Below are 21,749 nucleotides of genomic sequence, written 5' to 3' on the forward strand. Positions count from 1 at the left end.
TAACAAGCGGCAAGTCAGATGCTATATAGAACAAAAGGACTCTTTTACGAATCCAAATAACGTGCTTTTAGATGTGCTTTAAATACCTGTGGATCGAGCGGATGACCAGTTACTCTTGTCAGCAATTCATCTGTCGACAGGAAAGATCCCCAAGCATGCACATTTTCATTGAGCCACCCCATCAAAGGTGAGAAATCGCCTCTACCTAGGGCTTCCGGTATTTCAGGAACAGCCCTCTTTGCAGCTGAGAAAAGCTGTGCTGCGGACATTGCGCCAAGCGTATACGTCGGGAAGTAACCCCAGGCCCCATCATACCAGTGGATATCCTGTAAACAGCCCAATGTATCGTTTGGTGGCCGAATGCCTAATAATTTCTCAAGACCATCCCCCCAGGCTTCGGGAAGGTCCTCCAGCTCCATCGAGCCCTTGATCAATTCTTTCTCAAGACGGTACCGCAATATCACATGCGCTGGATAAGTCACCTCATCCGCGTCAACGCGAATATAATCTGGCTTAACTTTATTATAGATCCGCTGCATGTTTTCAGGGGACCAGGAAGACCCTTGGCCGTTAAAGGCAGCCTTTGCTTTTTCAGCAACAAAAGAAATAAATTCCTCGCTACGGCTTGCCTGCATTTCAATAATCAAAGATTGGCTTTCATGCATCGTCATGCCACGTGCAGATCCAACAGGCTGTAATCGCCAATCCTTGGGCAAGTTGCGCTCGTACATAGCGTGACCTGTCTCATGGAGAACCCCCATAAGAGAGGTCATGAAATCGGACTCGTCATAACGTGTCGTGATACGAACATCATCTGGCACGCCACCACAAAAGGGATGCAAGCTGACATCCAGCCGACCGTGATTAAAATCAAACCCGACAGCTTTGATCATCTCACGACCCAACTTTTCCTGATCGGAAAGAGAATACGGACCATCAGGCATGACAGCTTCGGGTTCAGACGCCTGCTTTTCGATAACCGCCTGTGTAAAATCAGGCAGGAAAGCAGCGAGATCATCGAAAATTGCATCGATACGAATTGATTTACCACCGGGTTCAAAATGATCAAGTAATGCGTCGTAAGTATCGCATTCGAATAACTCAGCCTTAATCGCAGCTTCCTGACGGGTTAGGTTAAGCACTTCCTTTAAGGAAGGTAAAATTGAGGCAAAATCATTGTTTGGGCGGGCTTCACGCCAGATCATCTCACAGCGCTTACCAACCTTAGTTTGCGTTTCAACAAAATCACTTTCTAGTGCGGTAGCGTGACGCCAAATTCTTTGCATTTCCCGCAAATTAGCGAGTTGCCAACTCCCAAGTTCACCTTTTTTATTAAGGGCTTCCCCAAAGAGATCTTCCATCTCTGCACTTGTAAGAATTTCATGCCGGACACCGCTTAACGCAGCAAGCTGCTCCATACGAGCCTCTGCGCCACCGGATGGCATTACCGTGGACATGTCCCAGCCCAATACACCACTCGCTTCACCAATAGCATTCATACGGCGGAATTTTTTTTCAAGAGCAAGATAAGATGACATCTCTAAATCCAAAAGTTTATGGCCTATTCTAAGCTGTACCTAAAAACTGATTATTCGTCTTCAGGTTTCTCAACGGGACGATAATGAAAAATGAAATAAATCACGGCAAGAATCAATGCCATTGAATACCAAGTGATGACATAGGTCAGATGATTATTAACCAATTCAATTCTCGTTTGGCCACCAAGGGGGTACCCACCAGGATTAACAGCTGGTCCAGCATCCAAATAAACACTCTTCACTGGGTTGTTTAAATTTACGGCGCGATCCATTTCATCAATATCGACATAAAACCAAAAATTCTTTTGTGAGTCATTTTGAGGGCGAACAAATTCATATCCCTTCCACCCTCCCACTCTTAAAAGCCCTTCAATTCTCACTCGTCCAGATATCTGTGCTTCTTTACGAGTACTCGGATCTTTAAATTCTGATAAGACAAAACCACGGTTTATCAGAATTTCACGCCCATCGGTCATCACAAAAGGTGTTACAACCTGCAACCCCAGCCGTCGATCAAGCGAGCGTGCGCCCAAATAAAGTTCTTTATCGTGTTGAAATTCACCTTCAACCCAGACGTTAAGAAATTCGTCGGATTTAGGATTGGCGACTTCGCCGGAGTAGCGCTCACTAAAAGAAAAAGGCTCGGCAGTAGATCGTTCGGTGCGAAGTAAGATTTGATCTTCTTTCCATCCCATCTGATATATCTGCCAAGACCCCAGACACAGGGCCAAAATAATAACGGAAAGAGAGAATACAGTAGGCCAAAATGTTGGCTTAAATTGACGAGCTGTGCCTTTAGTCATAATCGACAGATCCTGAGTCGCTTGCTTTATGGTGATATTGGAGCGCCACCATAAGCCCTTTCAAGGGTCTGAGCAAAGCGATTGATCCGCCAATTACGATTAATGGCCATATAATTTAATCCGGTAAACCCCCGGCTATGCCGGGGGACTCTCAATGGTTTGACCGTTCCCACGGTCTTACATTTCTTTGTTTATTGACCAAAATAACAAAGGAATTAGCCGATGAGAGATTACAAAAGCCTTGCACATACGAGATGGGATTGTAAATACCACGTGGTTTTCATCCCTAAACGCAGGAAAAAAGTTATCTATGGCAACCTACGTCAGTATCTTGGTGAAATTTTCCATGAACTGGCCGGGCATCGCGAAAGTAAGATTGAGGAGGGCCATTTGATGCCGGATCACATTCACATGTGTATCAGCATACCGCCCAAACATGCTGTTTCAAAAGTCGTTGGATACCTAAAAGGAAAAAGCGCGATTGCCATAGCTCGAAAATTCAAAAATAAAGCACGGAATTTCAAGGGTGAAAATTTTTGGGCCCGTGGATATTTCGTCTCAACTGTAGGGCTCGATGAACAGATGGTGAGGGAGTATATCAGAACGCAAGAAGAGCGTGATAAGTACTTTGACCAAATGGATATATTCAATCCATAACCGCTTTAGCGGTTCCCAATTTGCCCCTTTAAGGGGCTCACCCGCTTAAGCCCCCGGCTTTGCCGGGGGTCATTTAACTAAATGAACCCATATCGGGGGCTCTAAAGAAAGCTCAAACCAAATCGCCATGGGCACCACAATAAAGCCGAGGATAAAAACAATGAATACCGCAGGCCCATCCCCACTATCCGATTTGGCCAGGTCAAATCCACATTCGGGGCATTGATCTCTAACTTTTAACAGCCCTTGAAATACGTTGCCTTTACCACACCTAGGGCACTTGCAAAGAAGGCCGGCCTTAACGGGAGAAGTTACAAAAACAATCTCATCGTCAGGCACGGCCTACTCCTCAATACTTTAAATCAGAGAAAACTCTGATGTCGTGGGACTTTATTAGCCACCCCACCAATAAACAGCCACAAACAAGAACAACCAAACAACATCGACAAAGTGCCAATACCAGGCTGCTGCCTCGAAACCAACATGAGCTTCGGGTGTGAAGTGACCTTTTTTAGTACGAATCAAACAAACAAAAAGGAAGATCGTTCCAATGATAACATGGAAGCCGTGGAAACCAGTCGCCATGTAAAAAGTGGAAGAATAGATCCCATCCGTAAATCCAAACGCAGCATGGCTATATTCAAAAGCCTGTAGGCTGGTAAAGATCAAACCCAGTGCAACTGTAATGATCAGTGCATTAACGGCTTGTTTTTGTTCTTTCTTAAGGATCGCATGATGCGCCCAAGTCACGGTACAACCGGACAGTAGCAGGATCAGCGTATTCAAGAATGGTAGATCGAATGCATCGAAGGTCTCGACATCAGCAGGAGGCCATACGCCACCAATGACTTCACTTGGGTAAAACGCTGCATTAAAATATGCCCAGAAGAACGCCACAAAAAACATGACTTCAGAGGCGATAAACAGCACCATACCATAACGCAAACCAATGCGTACGACAGGGGTATGGAGTTTGCGAACAACCGCTTCGTTGACCACATCGCGCCACCAAGCGGCCGCACATACGACAACGGCCACAATACCTGCATACAAAACATAATTTGTATAATCATGCATCATCATAATCAGGCCTGTGAACATTAGCCCTGCGGCAAATGCTGTGATCATAGGCCATGGGCTTGGATCAACCAGATGATACGGATGTTTTACTTCGTCGTGCCCTGCACTCATGATATCCCACCTTAACCAGACGCTAAGCGTTTTGTTAATTAATCTCTACTACCGGTTCATTTCCGGCGTCGTTACTCAAATCACTCACTTCCTGCCCCTCTTCTTCGTCATCTCTGAAGAAAGTATAGGAAAGAGTTATTGTCTTTACGTCACTGAGATTCGGATCATTCTCAATTTCCGGGTCCACATAAAATGTGACAGGCATATCAACTTCCTGTCCCGGCAAAAGAGTCTGTTCTGAAAAACAGAAACAATCAACTTTTACAAAATACTGACCGGCTTTAAGCGGTGTTACGTTGAAAGTTGCAACACCTTTGATCTTTTCATCGGACGTATTCTTCGCGCGATAAAACGCTATTCCTTCTTCCCCGACTTTCAAATCAACAGCTCTTTGAGCTGGTTTGAATTTCCAGGGAAGACCACCGTTAACCGTAGAATCAAATCTGATTGTCATGTCACGGTCAGTTACGACAAGATCTTCTTCAGCACCCGCCTCGGAAATCTGTGTCGTACCGCCAAACCCCGTGACCTGGCAAAACAGCCGATATAAGGGAACAGAAGCAAACGCGAGTCCCACCATACCAAAGACGAGACCGCCCAAGACCAGTGCTACACGTGTATTATTGCTTGCTGAATTCGCCATACTTATTTCAGCCCCATCTTAACAATAGTCACTGTATAAATTAACGCGATAAAACCCAACAACAGGCCCAAAAAAGCCCAATTACGACGTTTTCTTTGCTTATGGATCTCTTCAGAGTTTTCCACGGTTTCATACTTCACTGTTTTTTTCTCTTCCATTTTAACCTGCAATCAAACTCATGATACCTGGGGTCCGATCAATGATGAGCACTGCGAACAATACGAACAGATAAAAGATTGAGAACAAGAACATTTTCCGCGCATGACTGTCTTCATCAGAACGAAGAACTCGTATGTTCAGATAGAGGAAATAGAGGCTCGCAATCAGGGCTACAGCCCCATAGAACATGCCTGCGACGTTGAAATATACCGGCGCCAACACAATTGGGAAAAGCGCAATGGTATAAACCAACATCTGCCATTTAGTATTTTTGCGTCCAGAAACCACAGGCAGCATAGGAATTTTAGCGGCCGCATAGTCACCGTCTTTATAAAGCGCCAGAGCCCAAAAGTGTGGCGGCGTCCACATAAAGATAACTAAAAACAAAACGATTGATTCAACACTGACGGTGCCCGTAACCGCAGCCCAGCCAATCATAGGAGGGAATGCACCAGCAGCACCGCCGATGACAATATTCTGTGGCGTTCTGCGTTTAAGGAACATCGTATAGACAAAGACATAAAAGCCGTTGGCCAAAGCCAGAAGCACACCAGCAGTCCAGTTAACCGCTAGCCCCATCAGCATAGCAGAAAATACACTGAGGATTACTCCAAAGCTTAGGGCAACGTCCGGGGCCATACGACCGGCAGGTATCGGACGTCTTTTTGTCCGGGTCATAATCGCGTCGATATCGCGGTCATACCACATATTTATGGCACCAGCTCCACCAGAGGCGATTGCAATACAAAGGAGAGCCACAGCACCTAAGAAGGGATGAATTGTTCCCGGGGCAACCATCAACCCGGAAAATCCGGTAAATACAACGAGATACATAACTCCCGGCTTCATCAAAGCCCAGAAATCTGCTATCTGTGCAATCTCACCGCTATAAGAAGCAGTTTCGGCACTTGCTGTTGTATTTTCGATAGATGTATCGGCCACAATTTACTCCTGATTAAAACCGGCCACTACATAATGCAGTGGCCGGGTTATTCTAACTACCGTTATTTAATTTTTGGTAGTTCATTGAAGCAATGGAACGGTGGAGGAGAGGAAACTGTCCACTCCAAAGTCGTTGCACTTTCGCCCCATGGGTTGTCCGAAACGCGACGACCGTACTTGATTGTCCACATTGTCAGCAGAACAAAGAAGATTGTCGCTGCAAAAGTGATGTAGGAACCATATGAGGAGATCGCATTAAAGCCAGCATAGGCGTCAGGATAATCAACATAACGACGCGGCATCCCCTGAAGGCCCAAGAAATGCTGCGGGAAGAAGATCATATTCACGCCGACAAACGTCAGGAAGAAGTGAAGATATCCAGCCCACTCAGGATAATCACGGCCAGACATTTTACCCATCCAGTAGTACATACCAGCGATAATCGCGAAAACCGCTCCAAGGCTGAGAACGTAATGGAAGTGAGCAACAACATAATAGGTATCATGCATAGCAAGATCGACGCCTGAGTTGGCAAGAACAACACCCGTCACACCACCAAGGGTGAAAAGGAAGATAAAGCCAAGCGCCCAAACCATTGGCACTGTGAAGCGAAGAGAACCGCCCCACATAGTCGCAATCCATGAGAAAATCTTAATGCCGGTTGGCACCGCAATCACCAGTGTCGCAGTCGTAAAGTATGCACGCGTATTAACGTCCAGACCAACTGTGTACATATGGTGCGCCCACACAACGAAACCAACAAAGCCAATCGCACACATGGCATAAGCCATGCCGAGATAACCAAAGATCGGTTTACGGCTAAAGGTAGAAATTATGTGGGAAACGATACCAAATCCAGGAAGGATCATAATATACACTTCAGGGTGACCAAAGAACCAGAACAGATGCTGATACAAAATCGGATCACCACCACCAGTTGGATCAAAGAAGGTCGTACCAAAATTACGGTCGGTTAGTAGCATGGTGATCGCGCCACCAAGAACAGGAACCGCAAGAAGCAACAAGAACGCTGTTACAAGCATTGACCACACAAAGAGAGGCATCTTGTGAAGTGTCATGCCTGGAGCACGCATGTTAAAGATTGTCGTGATAAAGTTCACAGCACCCAGGATAGATGAAGCACCAGCCAAGTGAAGGGCAAAGATCGCCATATCCACAGAGGCTCCAGGATGACCAAGCGCAGAGGATAGCGGAGGATAGACTGTCCACCCCGTGCCCGCACCTTGACCAACGAGAGAAGACCCAAGGAGCAGGAGGAACGCAGGAACAATCAACCAGAAGGAAATATTGTTCATACGCGGGAAAGCCATATCAGGCGCACCGATCATCAACGGAACGAAGTAGTTACCAAAACCACCAATCACCGCAGGCATAACCACGAAGAACACCATGATGAAACCGTGCGCAGTAACGACAACGTTCCACCATTGACCATTTGGTTCACCATCTCCAGTCAGGAAATATTGAACACCTGGCTCTTGGAGTTCCAAGCGCATATACACAGAAAATGCACCACCGATCAAAGCGGCAATAACTGAAAAGACCAGATACAGTATGCCGATATCTTTATGGTTGGTAGAACAGAACCAACGGGTAAAGAATCCCGGCATGTGATCGTGATCGTGATGGGTTTCAGCTGCAGTACCCATATCTCATATCCTCATTTCGTTTTCTTCAGCGCTTCTATTTGGCGCTATAAACCGATTAAAACTATAAAGTGTCTCAGTTGAGTTGAGCCAGCTCTACAGAACGATCGGTCTCTACCTCTGCAAACTCTTCCTTAGCAAACGCAACCCATTTAGCGAATTCTTCCTTAGAAACCGCTTTGATCATGATTGGCATATAAGAATGACCTGTACCGCAAATCTCAGAACACTGACCGTAGTAAACGCCTTCTTTGCTTGCTTCAAACCAGGTCTCGTTAATACGGCCAGGCACTCCATCGAGCTTCAGACCAAAGGCCGGCAAAGCAAAAGAATGGATCACATCATCAGCAGCAACAAGCAGACGAATTTTCGTGTTTACGGGAACGACAACGGCGTTATCTGTTGCAAGCAAACGTGGCTCACCTGGCTCTAGCTCGTCTTCAGCTTTCATGTATGCATCAAAAGTGAAGTCGCCCTGATCAGGGTATTCGTATGACCAATACCATTGTTTACCAATAGCTTTGATTGTCATTTCAGTATTCGGGTTGCTATCCGCTGCGTAGAGCAGTTTGAAAGATGGGATAGCAATGACAACCAAAATAATAACGGGTACAGCAGTCCAGATAATCTCGATCAGCGTATTATGGCTTGTTTTGGATGGCACTGGATTACGTTTCTCAGAGAAACGCCACATCACATAGAGCATAAGAAACAATACAAGAAGCGTAACCGCTGCCATGATGTAGTGCAGTAGCGTATTAAAGCTCGTGATTTGCTCCATTACCGGCGAAGCGGCATCCTGAAGGCCAAGCCCCCAAGCCGTAGGCTGAGAAGCGTTAGCTGTTGCAGCTAATCCACCGATCAACGCAACAGCGCTAAAAATAAATGCAATCCGTTTCAGAAACGTCATGTACTCAACATCCTGTGTTTTGTGACCTTGATGCCAATTGATCGAAATCAAAGTCTTATCCCGATTCCAAGACTATAATTCATATTGGGTAAATAGGAATTCAGTCGGACTCTATTTGTTATTCTGGCGCAACCTACCCCATTGAAAGCTTAAAGTACAAGCCCCAGTCACCCCATAAGCACGCATATTGAGTGCTTTAGTGCGCCTAAAATTTATTTTTTGGCTGATTATACAGTACCTAAAGTACAATCAAGCCCCACATGCGACCTTATGACGCACGAAGCATACTGCCATCAAAAACACAAAATAAGCAAACAATATTAAGGACTTAATCCTGACTATCCCGCTCAACTATTTTTCGCACCCTTCGCACACCTAACCACAAAGCAGAGACAACAAACGGAATAGAAATCGCGGCCACCACAGAGGCATTAATCTCGAATCCGGTAGATTTTATTCCTTTAGATAAATAGTAAATCAAGCTGACGACATAGTAGCTGATTGCAGCCACTGACAGGCCTTCAACCGTTTCTTGAAGGCGAAGTTGGATGCGGGCTCTCTTGTCCATTGATTTGAGGAGTTCCGAGTTTTGCTCTTCCAGCTGAATATCAACCCGGGTCCGAAGCAACTGACCAGCTCTCGCCACCCTCTTAGAAAGTGTGTCTATACGTGCCGCCATGGCCTCGCAGGTTCGCATTGCTGGTGTCAGTCGGCGATCAAGGAAGCTTTCAATCTTCTGAAAGCCATCCATGTAACCTTCCTTAAGTTTCTGATTTCTCTGTTTCACGAGCTCATGATATGCCTTAGAAGCAGAGAATCTGTAACTCGTTGCAGCGGCAGCCTGTTCGATTTCAGCAGAAAGCTCTGTAAGCTCCCGCAGCAATTCTTTTTCATTCGCAACCTCACGCTGATCAGTCATACGTGTTGTAATATCAGTAAGTACACGTCCAGCTTTTGCTAATCGGGCTCCAAATTGTTGTGCCAATGGCAGCGATAACAAAGCCATCATTCGATAGGTTTCGATTTCCAACAAACGCTGAACTGCCCGACCAATCTGACGAGGTTTAAGCCCATAATCCTTTATGAGGATTCGTCCATAGCCGTCATCATTGATACTAAAGTCCATCCAAACCGCGGCAAGCCCCCCGCGAAGTGTACAAGCAGATAGATTTCCAGAAGGGAAAAATGCCACTTGCTCTTGCATCGTGCGCTCAGGCGCATCGTGGCCCTCAAGCTCCAAATGCACCCCTACGAGTCTTTCCCCTGGCACAGCCTTTAACCAGTCCATCGGCACAAGCTCAATGGCTGTCTTGGAAAAAGGCTCAATGGAGCGAGCTTTAGGCTTTGAAGCATCACAATCCTTACGATCGACATCACGCCTATTCAGGAAAAAAGTGTAAGTTGAAAACTCTGTGTGGCGCTCCCAAACCATAAAAAAATGGCCCATGTCAGCCATAAAATGCTTGGTGCCAGGAGACGGGGCGGCGATATTAAACCGCTGGCATAACATGCCAACATGTGCCCGTTCGTCTTCTGCCATATCTTCATCCGTCAGCATCCCCAGATGTGTAATTGTTTCTGGCCCCGTTAACTGGGTAAACGGCCTGGTATGCAACTCGTTACAGAGCTCGACCCTCAATGGATGATCGCGCAACATCTTCTTTCCTCTATCAACCCTATTTCCACAAATTTGTGGACTCTATTACTTGTCATTCCGGTTTAACCGAAATCTTTCAACCTTCGTCACCGGGAGTGTGGCAAGTTTCTATTTAATATGGAAGCCAATAACGTTGGCCTTATTGCTTAGTGCGCCTATATTGATAGCAACGGTATTTTTAAGGAATCTATTTATGAGTTACATTGCCACAACCGACGATCTTTTTTTCAATAAAACCGACCTTGATCAAAAGCGACTTGAAGGCATTGTTAATGGCGCTCTTTCAGGGGCAGACGATGGCGAACTTTACCTTGAATATCGGCAATCAGAAGGCATGGTATTTGATGATGGCCGCCTCAAGAATGCCAGTTTCGATACTTCACAGGGCTTTGGCCTCCGTACCATCGCTGGCGAGAGTGCTGGATACGCCCACGCCAGCGACCTCAGCGAAGAAGCAATAAAGCGCGCCGTAAACACTGTACAGGCTGTACACAGTGGGCACTCCGGCACAATGGCCGGATCTCCTCAAGGCACAAACAGTGCGCTTTACACAGAGGACAACCCCCTATCAGCTTGCGCATTTGAAACTAAAATCAAAGTATTGAGCGACATTGATGCCTACGCGCGCGGAAAAGATCCCCGTGTTGTTCAAGTCAGCGCCTCAATTTCAGGAGAGTGGCAGGCCGTTCAAATTATCCGAGCCGACGCCCATAGAGTCGCGGACATTCGCCCACTGGTACGATTAAACATATCAGTCACTGTTGCTGACGGTGATAAAATGGAAAGTGGCTCCTATGGCGGCGGTGGCCGTTTTGTATATGACAGCTTACTTGATCCAGCTTACTGGCAAAAAGGCACCGACGAGGCCATCCGTCGCGCACTTGTAAACCTTCACGCTGTACCAGCCCCAGCAGGTGAAATGCAGGTTCTTCTTGGCCCAGGTTGGCCTGGCATCCTGTTACACGAAGCTGTCGGCCACGGGCTCGAGGGAGATTTCAACCGCAAGAAAACCTCTACCTTTAGCGATCGGATTGGCGAGCGTGTTGCCTCACCAGGTGTTACTGTCGTGGACGACGGAACAATAGCAGACCGTAGAGGGTCAATTTCCGTGGATGATGAAGGAACTCCTTCACAATGCACAACACTGATAGAAGACGGCATTCTTGTGGGCTATATGCAAGATCGTCAAAATGCTCGATTGATGGGGCAAAGTTCTACTGGTAACGGACGACGTCAGAGCTATGCGCACATCCCAATGCCAAGAATGACAAATACAATCATGCTTAATGGCGAACACGATCCCAAAGAAATGCTTAAATCAGTTAAAGACGGCATTTATGCCGTCAACTTTGGCGGCGGTCAGGTTGATATCACCTCTGGGAAATTCGTGTTTGCTTGTACTGAAGCCTATATGGTCAAGGATGGTGTTGTCGGCGAGGCGGTTAAAGGCGCAACACTTATCGGCAACGGCCCTGAGGCTATGCAGAAAATTTCCAAAGTCGGTAATGACATGGAAATGGATGATGGTGTTGGTACTTGCGGTAAGAATGGCCAGGGCGTTCCCGTTGGCGTTGGTCAACCGACATTGCTTATTGATCAAATTACGGTTGGCGGCACTTCTTAAAAGCTACATATACCTATGATTGTGCTCTTAATCTTTTGTTAATACAATCTAACGTAGAATTGCCATCACAACCTCCTATCGACCCTTGTATCGATTTCTTGATGCCCCAGCTTATGCTGGGGCTTTTTTTATCCCTAATAAACTATCTCCATAAGAAAAGGGGCAGCTCAATACAGAGCCACCCCTTTGATCTTAGTTAAATAATATCAAGTCGTTAGTAAGCATTCTCAATAAATGCAGGATCTACCGACTGATTCCAGCGATCTTGAAAAGCTTTCAACTTCTCTTCAGCAGGCGTAACACCACTTTCTGCAGTCTCCATTAAAGTATCCAAGAAGTGGGTTTCATCACGCCCTTGCGCGTCAGTACGTCCTCTGTTCTCAAGTCCACTTGCTGCAATCTTCACGACTTCAACCGCTAGCTCCTGAATTTTCTTGCCCCGGATCTCAGCATTGAAGCCTTTTGCAGGCACTTCAGCACGGAGAAGCTGGCGTTCTTCATCGCTCCAACCCTTCACAAGATCCCACGCGGCATCCAAAGCTGATTGATCATACAGCAGACCAACCCAAAGAGCAGGCAAAGCACAAAGTGACTTCCAAGGGCCGCCATCAGCACCACGCATTTCAAGGAACTTCTTCATCCGGACTTCTGGGAAAGCCGTCGTAATATGGTCGTCCCAGTCTTTTATAGTCGGTAGTTCTCCTGGAAGAACCTTAAGTTTACCTTGCATGAAATCACGGAAAGATTCACCACTCGCATCGTGATAAATACCATTGCGATAAACGAAGTACATTGGCACATCGAGAACATAGTCGAGATAACGCTCAAAGCTCATGCCATCTTCAAATACAAACGATAACATACCGCAACGATCAGGGTCCGTATCTGTCCAGAGATGACTGCGGTAGCTCAAATAACCATTTGGCTGACCATTGCTAAAGGGAGAGTTTGCAAATAACGCGGTTGCGATGGGCTGAAGCGCAAGACTAGTGCGGAACTTTTGCACCATATCAGCTTCACTGGAGAAATCGAGGTTTACCTGAACAGTACAACTCAGGCTCATCATATCGAGGCCAAGATTCCCGCGCTTTGGCATATATTCGCGCATGATCTTGTAACGCCCTTTGGGCATCCAATTCACAGCGTCACGATTCCATTTCGGGTTATACCCCATACCCATCATATGGATACCAAGAGGTTCCGTAATTTCCTTAACCTGATGTAGGTGCGAATGAACTTCCCGGCAGGTATCATGAACGGTTTCCAACGGTGCACCAGACAACTCCAGCTGCCCACCCGGCTCAAGAGTTACCGAAGCACCAGCATCTGTAAGCGCAATAATGTTGTCGCCTTCATAACCAGGGGTCCACCCAAAACGATTGGCAAGCCCTTCGAGGATGACTTTGATGGATTTTTCACCATCATACTTAAGCGGCTTAAAAGTTTCATCACAATAGGCGAACTTTTCATGCTCTGTGCCAATTCGCCATTGATCTTTAGGCTTGTTTCCACTTTCAAAATAGGAAATTAGCTGGGCCTTATCTGTGATAAAGGCTGATGAGGAAGAAGCGTCGGACATAATTTATATTCCATAGATGCGGAAAGATTGCCTATTTAAGCAACCGTAACCGGCGTTGTTCCTTTTGGTGGGCGCATACCCCCATCTCCTAAAATCGCCTGCCAACAAGACAAGGCAGCGACAGCAGCGGTATCAGCTCGAAGGACACGGGGGCCGAGACCGATTGATGTCACATAAGGAAGGCGACGCAAAGCTTCAAGCTCTTCTTTTGCAAAACCGCCTTCCGGACCGATCAAAACAGCCCAGGGCTGTCGACCAGCATCTGGTTCTTCGACCAGTATATCTGTCAGAACCTGCGCAATTGGTTCGGCATCACCGAACTCTGCACAAACAAGAAGTCGACGATCTTGTGGCCAACTATCTAATAATTTATCGAGTGTGGTCGCATCATCAACTTCAGTCACCGATAAACGTTCACACTGTTCTGCGGATTCTTTTGCATGAGCCGCGAGCCTATCACGATTAATCCGTTTCACATCGGTATAGCGTGTAAAAATTGGGACGATACGTGAACAACCGAGCTCCCCCGCTTTTTCTGCAAGAAAGTCTATTCGTGAGCGTTTAATTGGGGCAAACACCAACCAAATATCAGGCTCGTCTAACGGAGCCCGCCGTTGTTCTTGTATCTGAAGAGAGCACCACCCCTTACCGAGACCGTCAATCAGCCCAAGCCATTCACCATCCCGTTCGTTGAACAGGCCGATTCGAGCTCCGGAACCAAGTCGAAGTACCGAGCGTAAATAGTGCGCACCGGCAGCATCAAGCCCGACTGTTGCGCCTTCGGACAAGCTGTCATTAACATAGAGTCTCGTAACGACCCGCTCCATCTCTCGAACCTACCTTCACAAAGACCTGCATCACGTGTATCTATCACGTTTGAAGTAAGTTGATAACACCCTCAAAAGAGATAATACAACGCCGGATATGACCAATAAAGCAAGTGACATAAAGAATGATCATCTGATTATTCGATTATCTCCAGCCTGGGCGCGACCTTATTTGCGTTTGGCGAGACTGGACAGACCCATTGGCACCTGGCTTTTGCTCTTTCCTTGTTGGTGGTCAATGATGCTCGCCGCTACCGCACCCGGATATCAGCTCGGCAGCTCATTTGCACCTACCTACTATCTAGCTTTATTTGCTATCGGCGCCTTGGTTATGCGGGGAGCCGGTTGCACGATCAATGATATGGCTGACCGTGATTACGACAGAAAAGTCGCAAGAACTGCAACTCGCCCCCTTGCAAGCGGGGAGTTATCAATGAAACAAGCCGCGCTATTTCTCGTCTTGCAGCTCACAATCGGCCTACTAATCCTGATACAGTTTAATCAATTCACGATGATCCTGGCAGCCTCTGCGATTCTCTTGGTCATCTGCTATCCTTTTATGAAACGCATTACCTATTGGCCGCAGGCATGGCTAGGGCTGACCTTCAATTGGGGCGCATTGGTCGGCTGGGCCTCGGTACGTGGGGAATTGTCACTACCAGCTTTACTTCTTTATATTGGCGGCATTGCCTGGACCCTTGGCTACGACACGATCTATGCACACCAGGATAAAGAAGATGACGCTCTGGTTGGCGTAAAATCCACGGCTCTTAAGCTCGGCAACAAAACGAAATACTGGCTTATCTTGTTTTACGGTATATGTTCAGGATGTTTTGCAGCTGCAGGATGGATAATGGGTTTGATCTGGCCATTTTGGCTCGGTGTTGGCGCCATGGCACTTCATTTTATCTGGCAGATAAGCACGGTAAAAATAGATAACCCACATGACTGCCTGGAAAAATTCAAATCTAACAGAATAATAGGCTGGATCTTCCTAGTCGGGATCTTTATGGCCGCAAACGTCAAATGACCCGACATCGCATAGCCTGATGATTGAGCGGATATTAGACCCTAAAGCCTTTATCAAAAATAACACGCGCCCTTCAGGCACGCCCCTTCTCGGTGATCGAATCCAGCTTTATCTCGCGGCTGAAGACCTCCCCCTATGGCAACATGGGGAAGAGGAGTTGGCTAAACTTGGATTAGATGTCCCCTTTTGGGCCTTTGCCTGGGCTGGAGGTCAAGCGCTCGCCCAATATATATTGGACAATCCCCACTTGGTTGAAGGCAAAAGAGTTCTCGATTTTGCGAGCGGCTGTGGCCTTCAGGGTATTGCAGCCCTGCAAGCTGGCGCAAAAGAAGTTCTTTCTGTTGATATAGACCCTTTTGCAATCGCAGCTGTAGAACTTAACGCTGAACTCAATGGCGTCTCCATCAAAACAAGCACGAAAAATTTGGTCGGAGGACCCAATCTAGGCTGGGATATTATTTTAGCAGGTGATGTTTGTTACGAAGGCCCTATGGCTCAACAGATCACACAATGGTTAAAAAATTTATCGCGCCAAGGTACAGTAGTTTTGTTAGGTGATCCCGGGCGTACATATCTGCCGAAATCAGGATTAACGCGTGTTATTGCCTATTCTGTTAGGACATCTTCATCACTGGAAGATACCGATGTTCGAAATGCCGTCGTTTGGGAAATTGAAAATGACTAAACTTTCTGACAACCCGCCTTAGCATCTATACTTTAGCATCTGTACTACGGTTTCGACCCCCAACAAGACGCATACGGACGACCTCTTTCGGAAATATAGGATACTTTCAGATGACAGAGTTAAACAAAACTGGACCTCTGCGGCAGGGCACGTTAAAGCTCTTTTTCATATAAAAACCAAACCATCAGGCTGATGAACGAGCACCTACAAAAACAGACCGAACCCTTTGTACTTCTGGATGATACGCTCTCCGGCAAAGGTTCTGTGCTGTTTATCAACCCGTCTAGAATCATAGCTTGCGAAACCCCATCTTCTCTATCTGCTGCCTTCGAACAGATGGCATCAGAAAAAGCCCACGGTAAACATCTGGCAGGTTACCTCTCTTACGAACTAGGGTATCTACTAGAGGACAAATTAAAACCATTGCTTCCACAACACGAAGATCGAAGTGTTCCTCTGCTCTGGTTTGGTGTTTTCGATCAATCGATAAAGCTGACCCCAGCTCAAACCAATAAATTTCTCGCACAGCAAAGAACTGGTGAATACCAACTCAAAGACCTTACCCCCTCAATGGATGAACAAAGCTATTGCAAGGCCATTGAGAAGGTCAGAGATTACATTGCCGCGGGAGACACTTATCAGGTCAACTACACCTTCAAACATAACTTTAAAATCTCAGGTGATACCGTCGCCTTATTCCAGGAATTAAGACAACGACAAAATGTTGCAAACGGCGCCTATATAAACACTGGCCAACAGGTTGTTCTTTCTCTTTCCCCCGAGATATTCCTCTCAACAGAAGGAACAAATGCGCGAACTCGCCCCATGAAAGGGACTGTTCAACGCGGCAGGACGCCAAGAGAAGATACAGAGAATAAAGTTTGGCTTACCCAAGATGAAAAATCTCGGGCTGAAAACCTTATGATTGTGGATCTATTAAGAAACGATATGGGGCGCGTATGTGAGGTTGGCACCATCAACGTTACCGAACTATTTACCGTAGAAACCTATAGATCTCTCCATCAAATGACTTCCAATATCATAGGTAAGCTACAAGAAGAGGTTACCCCCATTGACCTTATCCAGCGCCTTTTCCCCTGCGGATCGATAACAGGCGCGCCCAAAGTGCGCACGATGGAAATTATTTCCGAGTTAGAGCAAGAACCTCGGGGAATCTATACTGGTTCTATCGGTCACATAGCCCCCAACGGCGACACACAGTTTAACGTCGCGATCCGTACTCTCGTCATTGATAATAAGGGGCGGGGAGAAATGGGTATTGGAAGTGGCATCGTGTATGATTCAAGTCCTGAGGCTGAATATCAAGAATGCCTTTTAAAAGGCCAATTCTTGTCTGGCAACTTAGCAGGCTATGCCAAGCCTCTCTTTGACCTAATTGAGACGATGAGATGGGAAGAAGATAAGGGATTTTATCTACTGGAAGAACATCTGGAGCGCCTGGAAAGCTCTGCTGGCTTCTTTGGGTACCCTTTTGATCTTACGGCTATAGAGCAAGAATTAATCAGCCTTGATTTAACAGGGATTCAACGCGTCCGTCTGTTGCTTCTCAAAGATGGCAGCACCACAATCACCTCGACCGCCATGCAACTTCAGAATACGGAAGAACCGATTAGCTTCACTCTCTCAGAGAAAACTATCGATAGCAGTGATATTTTCTTCTATCACAAAACAACACGTAGAGAGTTTTTAGAAGATGAGCTTGCAATCCAGAACAAGAAAACCGGTTGCGATGAAGTTCTATTTACCAATGAGCACGGTGAAATTACCGAAGGCGCACGAACCAACGTCTTCCTTGAAATTGATGGTCAATTATTCACACCGCCAATTACAAGTGGTGTTCTTAACGGCACATTACGTACTCGGTTGATGAAAGATGGGTTCAAGGGTTTGAGTGAAAAAGTTTTAACCCCCGACGATTTAAGCAACGCGGATGTGATTTATTTTGGAAATTCCGTTCGAGACCTTAGGCCGGCAAAGCAAATAAATTGATTTTTTCATCAAAAAAGGAGCCCTAAGGCTCCTTTTAAAGTCGTATCGACGTAACCGAAAAATCAGGCAACTAGCTTTTGAACATACCCCGGCAAGGCAAACGCGGCTTTGTGAACTTCTGGCGTATAGTATTGAGTGACTATTCCAGAACGTTCATACCGTTCTTGCAAATCGGCTAGGGAAACATCTTTCAAGCCGACCTTATTTGTCCCCCACCCGAAAGCCATGGGACCACCAACATAAGTTGGAATTGTTGCCATGTAACAAGTCGTTTCAGCAAAAATCGGTCTGAAAAAATTCATCGTTGATTTTAGCTCATCGGCTTGTTGGAACGGTACTCCATTTTGAGTAACCAAGATTCCATTGTCAGACAGACAGCTTTTACAATCAGTATAGAAGTTATCAGTAAAGAGTACTTCACCAGGTCCGATAGGATCTGTAGAATCGACGATAATCAAATCGTACTCTTCACGGCATTCCTTCATGAAGAGGCAACCATCTTTGATTACAAGATCTAGACGCGGATCTTCAAAGGCATCACCACATATCATGGGAAAATGCTCTTTACTCAACTCGATCACGGTACGGTCTATTTCGACCATGGTAACTTTTTCAACGCTTTTATGCTTGAGGACTTCCTCAAGCATACCACCATCACCACCGCCAACGATCAAAACCTTCTTTACCGAACCATGGGCAAAGATAGGAAGATGAGCAAGCATCTCATGATATATGAACTCATCTCTTTCAGTTACTTGAGTAACACCATCCAGTGCCATAACCCGGCCATAGATTTCGTTCTCATAAATCACCAAATTCTGATGTTCTGTCTTATTGTCGAAAAGGATTTTGTTGACGCGAAAACTGGTTTTGAAATCTCCGTGGAGAGCTTCCGTTACCCATTCTCTCATCCCACTTCCTTCCCACGACGCATTTCATCAACGACAACTTTGGAAGGACTGAAGGCTTCTCTTAGAACTTCAATGGCGTTATGAGGCTCAGAATCACCACACATAAATACATCCAGAGCCGCATAGCCTTTTTCAGGCCATGTGTGGATTGAAATATGAGATTCAGCAAGCACTGCTACACCTGATACACCGCCATTAGGGGTAAAATGATGCAAATGAATATGCAAAAGCGTGGCTTTCGATTTCACAACACAATCGATAAGCGTCGCTTTAATGAATTCAAGATCATCCAGACGTGAGGCACCGCATAGATCTATGATCAAATGCATGCCAGCAAATTTCTCGCCGTCACGTTCGATAAAGAAATCCTTAGGCTCTTCATCAAATTGAACAACATTAGAGGCTTCGACCGCTACAGCGTCGATTTCATTCCGATAATCGGACTTATTTTCTTCCGTTTGGGTGGTGCTTGAATCTTGATTCAAGTCCATCCCCAATTGGAAGAGGGCGTGCGCATTGGACACTTTACATCCTCTCCAACCAGTAGATGACTTTGGCTCAATCGGGATCTATACATTTCCTACGACAGACCCCTGTAAAGCCGCATAGAAGCGCGGTCATAAAGAACCTGATTTTCAAATGCAAGAAAAAAAGAATGCCAAAGTATCGAAGAACTCACTTCAATATAGCATAAGAAGGATGAAAAACATCCAAAGATTGTTTTTTTAATGAACTCACAACCTGATTTCGATACGATTCAGAATCAATTGACTTTAGAATCGCCCGATCTAAATCCCCTCCAGGAGCAGGAATATCATGGACATAACTTAGCGCCTGTTCTTGAGACCAAGCGACAAGAGAACGGTTTCGGGTTGGCAGTGCAGAAATAGCCACAGGGCCATTATTGAAATTCAACATTCCAATTGAACTCCGATACACGGCGAGACCAAGAGGGTCTGATGGCAACACAAGACCATCAGCCGAATCCCAATTACTACTGATATGCCCATAAGAATAATGGCCGCCGGGTAACTCTGTCTCGTGCATTCTCTTTAACTGGGCCTGAGTAAGCCAAGTCAAAAAGATCTGCACCTGCGTGCCGGGGCTGTGTATTAATTCAGCCGCAACAGAGCCATACCTGGCAACATGGGCTGAATAAACAACATCATGATCATTCAACCATATCGCAGTCACCGGTATAGGCTCTTGACCAGAACTGTGTGATGCAAATTTACGTGCCAGTTGTTCAGGCGCACGATTTGAGCCATGAGCGATGACGGCTTTTCGCTCATTGAGCAATATCCCGTGCTTTTGAATATCGGAAAAAGGCTCCGCCTTCCCATCCACGAAGAGATAAGAAGTACTTGGAGCCTCAAAGGGATACCCTTTGGCTATTCGAAGCCTGGCACATTGGTCACGTGGAAGTTCCCAAGGCATCAGAAAACGTTATTTAGTCAGTACACGGCGGTGGTGCATCTTTATCAATCCGCTCGATACGGAAACGAGTTGTACACTCATCAACCGTAAGCCACGCCTTACGTGACCACTCTTTTTTTGCAGATTCATAATCGTCAAATGGGCCGATCCACTCTTCGCCCCCCCCAACAGCATCGCAGAAAGAAGTATCTGCATATTCGCCGCCAACCACAAAAAACTGTGCCATTACTGTCGCTCTACTAAATAGCCGAAATTGTCTCGGTACATACGTACTTATGGGTACTATATGCCTCTTCATAAAAGAGTAATAGTGAAAAATGGCGAAAATATAGGAAAAATGTGCATAGCTCCCATGCAACAGAATTGCACGGCCCCTGCTCCACACGAAATATAGTATCAAACTTGAGTATTTTTAAGAATTTCATTTCTTATTCAGTCAGGTATAGTCATCCTAACAGTTGCAAAATTATTTTAATTTTCATTCTTAGGGGTTCACATGCTTTCCGCCTTTTCCATTTTTGCGATCGCCGTCGTTGTATTGGCCGTCATTCTTGTTCTCATGGGAGTGAAATCTGTTCCTCAGGGGTCCGAATATACAATTGAACGATTTGGGCGTTACACAAAAACCCTAACCCCCGGGTTAAATTTAATCGTCCCCATTATAGACCGCATTGGCGCAGAACTGAACATGATGGAAACGGTAATGGACGTTCCATCTCAAGAAGTAATTACAAAAGATAATGCCTCAGTAGAAGTAGATGGTGTTGTCTTTTATCAAGTCATGGATGCTGCCATGGCGGCTTACGAAGTAAGAGACCTTCAACGGGCAATTTTGAATCTCACCATGACTAATATCCGTACTGTTATGGGCTCAATGGACTTGGATGAACTTCTTTCCAAACGTGATAAAATTAACGCTGAACTTATTAACGTTGTTGACGAAGCGACTTCTCCTTGGGGGGTCAAGGTAACTCGCGTGGAAATTAAAGATATTTCTCCTCCAAAAGATTTGGTTGAATCAATGGGCCGCCAGATGAAGGCTGAACGAGACAAACGTGCCAGCATTCTTGAGGCAGAAGGTGTGCGTCAGGCCCAAATTCTAAGAGCTGAAGGCCTTAAGCAATCTGCCATCCTAGAGGCGGAAGGTCGTAAAGAATCGGCTTTCAGAGATGCTGAAGCCCGTGAACGTGAAGCCGAGGCCGAAGCCAGGGCTGCTGAATCAGTTTCCAAAGCCATTGCTGAGGGAGACATTCAAGCGATCAATTACTTTGTTGCCCAGAAATATGTTGAAGCATTTGGTAAGTTTGCGGACTCTCCAAACCAGAAAACCATGATCCTTCCCATGGAAGCCACTGGTATCCTTGGGTCTATTGCTGGTGTCGCTGAATTGGCGAAAACGGTCATGGGCGATGATGGCTCGGCCTCATCAACGACCAAATCACCCTGGAATTCTAGCAACAATAAAGATGGGGCATAAGC

General features: G+C 46.1%; 23 protein-coding genes. 6 read left to right on the plus strand and 17 right to left on the minus strand.

Annotation, left to right across the window (positions count from 1 at the left end; genetic code table 11):
* Window positions 1–44 precede the first annotated feature (44 nt).
* From ACOGW3_RS14390 to ACOGW3_RS14400, 3 genes are read right to left on the minus strand one after another with little or no spacing between them, the layout of a single operon-like run.
* Window positions 45–1,538, minus strand: a complete 1,494-nt coding sequence (locus tag ACOGW3_RS14390) for a carboxypeptidase M32 (protein WP_419903609.1) — start codon at window positions 1,536–1,538, stop codon at window positions 45–47.
* A 50-nt stretch (window positions 1,539–1,588) separates the two neighbouring features.
* A complete protein-coding gene (locus tag ACOGW3_RS14395; RefSeq protein ID WP_419903610.1) occupies window positions 1,589–2,341 on the minus strand; it encodes an SURF1 family protein in 753 nt (250 codons plus the stop codon).
* Window positions 2,334–2,456, minus strand: coding sequence for a DUF983 domain-containing protein (locus ACOGW3_RS14400; protein ID WP_419904062.1), 123 nt, complete (start codon window positions 2,454–2,456; stop codon window positions 2,334–2,336). The genes ACOGW3_RS14395 and ACOGW3_RS14400 overlap by 8 nt, the downstream gene beginning before the upstream one ends.
* A gap of 107 nt (window positions 2,457–2,563) precedes the next feature.
* Here ACOGW3_RS14400 and tnpA point away from each other — a divergent pair, with 107 nt between their 5' ends.
* Window positions 2,564–2,998 carry an IS200/IS605 family transposase gene (gene tnpA / locus ACOGW3_RS14405; protein ID WP_419901075.1) on the plus strand — a complete coding sequence of 145 codons (435 nt, stop codon included), beginning with the start codon at window positions 2,564–2,566 and terminating at the stop codon, window positions 2,996–2,998.
* A gap of 69 nt (window positions 2,999–3,067) precedes the next feature.
* Here the strand turns inward: tnpA and ACOGW3_RS14410 are convergent, their stop codons facing one another.
* From ACOGW3_RS14410 to ACOGW3_RS14445, 8 genes are all read right to left on the minus strand, one after another.
* The gene (locus ACOGW3_RS14410) at window positions 3,068–3,337 is read right to left on the minus strand and encodes a DUF983 domain-containing protein (RefSeq protein WP_419903611.1); all 270 of its coding nucleotides are present in this window, start codon (window positions 3,335–3,337) and stop codon (window positions 3,068–3,070) included.
* A 54-nt stretch (window positions 3,338–3,391) separates the two neighbouring features.
* Window positions 3,392–4,189, minus strand: a complete 798-nt coding sequence (locus tag ACOGW3_RS14415) for a cytochrome c oxidase subunit 3 (protein ID WP_419903612.1) — start codon at window positions 4,187–4,189, stop codon at window positions 3,392–3,394.
* Between the two features lie 34 nt (window positions 4,190–4,223).
* Window positions 4,224–4,832, minus strand: coding sequence for a cytochrome c oxidase assembly protein (locus ACOGW3_RS14420; protein ID WP_419903613.1), 609 nt, complete (start codon window positions 4,830–4,832; stop codon window positions 4,224–4,226).
* Window positions 4,833–4,834: 2 nt separating this feature from the next.
* The gene (locus tag ACOGW3_RS14425; RefSeq protein ID WP_419903614.1) at window positions 4,835–4,990 is read right to left on the minus strand and encodes a hypothetical protein; all 156 of its coding nucleotides are present in this window, start codon (window positions 4,988–4,990) and stop codon (window positions 4,835–4,837) included.
* A gap of 1 nt (window position 4,991) precedes the next feature.
* Complete coding sequence (cyoE, locus tag ACOGW3_RS14430) at window positions 4,992–5,933, minus strand: heme o synthase (RefSeq protein WP_419903615.1); 942 nt, start codon at window positions 5,931–5,933, stop codon at window positions 4,992–4,994.
* Between the two features lie 62 nt (window positions 5,934–5,995).
* Window positions 5,996–7,603 (minus strand): cytochrome c oxidase subunit I, encoded by a 1,608-nt coding sequence (ctaD, locus tag ACOGW3_RS14435; RefSeq protein ID WP_419903616.1) that lies wholly within the window; start codon window positions 7,601–7,603, stop codon window positions 5,996–5,998.
* Between the two features lie 73 nt (window positions 7,604–7,676).
* Entirely contained in the window at window positions 7,677–8,510 is an 834-nt protein-coding gene (gene coxB / locus ACOGW3_RS14440) for a cytochrome c oxidase subunit II (RefSeq protein WP_419903617.1), read from the minus strand.
* Window positions 8,511–8,838: 328 nt separating this feature from the next.
* Window positions 8,839–10,167 carry a DUF3422 family protein gene (locus ACOGW3_RS14445; RefSeq protein WP_419903618.1) on the minus strand — a complete coding sequence of 443 codons (1,329 nt, stop codon included), beginning with the start codon at window positions 10,165–10,167 and terminating at the stop codon, window positions 8,839–8,841.
* Between the two features lie 193 nt (window positions 10,168–10,360).
* On the opposite strand from ACOGW3_RS14445, the gene tldD reads away from it, so the two are divergent.
* Entirely contained in the window at window positions 10,361–11,791 is a 1,431-nt protein-coding gene (gene tldD / locus ACOGW3_RS14450; RefSeq protein ID WP_419903619.1) for a metalloprotease TldD, read from the plus strand.
* Window positions 11,792–12,005: 214 nt separating this feature from the next.
* Here the strand turns inward: tldD and ACOGW3_RS14455 are convergent, their stop codons facing one another.
* Both ACOGW3_RS14455 and ACOGW3_RS14460 read right to left on the minus strand, forming a co-directional pair.
* Window positions 12,006–13,370 (minus strand): glutamate--cysteine ligase, encoded by a 1,365-nt coding sequence (locus tag ACOGW3_RS14455; RefSeq protein ID WP_419903620.1) that lies wholly within the window; start codon window positions 13,368–13,370, stop codon window positions 12,006–12,008.
* Between the two features lie 35 nt (window positions 13,371–13,405).
* On the minus strand, window positions 13,406–14,197 hold the full coding sequence (locus ACOGW3_RS14460) for a 16S rRNA (uracil(1498)-N(3))-methyltransferase (RefSeq protein WP_419903621.1): 792 nt from the start codon (window positions 14,195–14,197) through the stop codon (window positions 13,406–13,408).
* A gap of 97 nt (window positions 14,198–14,294) precedes the next feature.
* Between ACOGW3_RS14460 and ubiA the strand changes: the two genes are divergently transcribed.
* The 3 genes from ubiA to ACOGW3_RS14475 all read left to right on the plus strand — a co-directional run bounded on the left by ubiA (window position 14,295) and on the right by ACOGW3_RS14475 (window position 17,922).
* Window positions 14,295–15,227 (plus strand): 4-hydroxybenzoate octaprenyltransferase, encoded by a 933-nt coding sequence (gene ubiA / locus ACOGW3_RS14465; protein ID WP_419903622.1) that lies wholly within the window; start codon window positions 14,295–14,297, stop codon window positions 15,225–15,227.
* Window positions 15,228–15,246: 19 nt separating this feature from the next.
* Window positions 15,247–15,912, plus strand: coding sequence for a class I SAM-dependent methyltransferase (locus ACOGW3_RS14470; protein ID WP_419903623.1), 666 nt, complete (start codon window positions 15,247–15,249; stop codon window positions 15,910–15,912).
* Between the two features lie 192 nt (window positions 15,913–16,104).
* Window positions 16,105–17,922, plus strand: a complete 1,818-nt coding sequence (locus tag ACOGW3_RS14475) for an aminodeoxychorismate synthase component I (RefSeq protein ID WP_419903624.1) — start codon at window positions 16,105–16,107, stop codon at window positions 17,920–17,922.
* Between the two features lie 62 nt (window positions 17,923–17,984).
* Here the strand turns inward: ACOGW3_RS14475 and speE are convergent, their stop codons facing one another.
* From speE to ACOGW3_RS14495, 4 genes are all read right to left on the minus strand, one after another.
* Window positions 17,985–18,833, minus strand: a complete 849-nt coding sequence (gene speE, locus ACOGW3_RS14480) for a polyamine aminopropyltransferase (protein ID WP_419903625.1) — start codon at window positions 18,831–18,833, stop codon at window positions 17,985–17,987.
* Entirely contained in the window at window positions 18,830–19,357 is a 528-nt protein-coding gene (speD, locus tag ACOGW3_RS14485; protein WP_419903626.1) for an adenosylmethionine decarboxylase, read from the minus strand. Before speD ends, speE begins: the two co-directional genes overlap by 4 nt.
* Window positions 19,358–19,508: 151 nt before the next feature.
* Complete coding sequence (locus ACOGW3_RS14490; protein ID WP_419903627.1) at window positions 19,509–20,270, minus strand: hypothetical protein; 762 nt, start codon at window positions 20,268–20,270, stop codon at window positions 19,509–19,511.
* A gap of 13 nt (window positions 20,271–20,283) precedes the next feature.
* Window positions 20,284–20,496 (minus strand): DUF4170 domain-containing protein, encoded by a 213-nt coding sequence (locus ACOGW3_RS14495; protein ID WP_419903628.1) that lies wholly within the window; start codon window positions 20,494–20,496, stop codon window positions 20,284–20,286.
* A 270-nt stretch (window positions 20,497–20,766) separates the two neighbouring features.
* Here ACOGW3_RS14495 and ACOGW3_RS14500 point away from each other — a divergent pair, with 270 nt between their 5' ends.
* On the plus strand, window positions 20,767–21,747 hold the full coding sequence (locus tag ACOGW3_RS14500) for an SPFH domain-containing protein (RefSeq protein WP_419903629.1): 981 nt from the start codon (window positions 20,767–20,769) through the stop codon (window positions 21,745–21,747).
* Window positions 21,748–21,749 lie beyond the last annotated feature (2 nt).

This window comes from Kiloniella sp., from assembly GCF_965205715.1.
Taxonomy (GTDB): Bacteria; Pseudomonadota; Alphaproteobacteria; order Kiloniellales; family Kiloniellaceae; genus Kiloniella.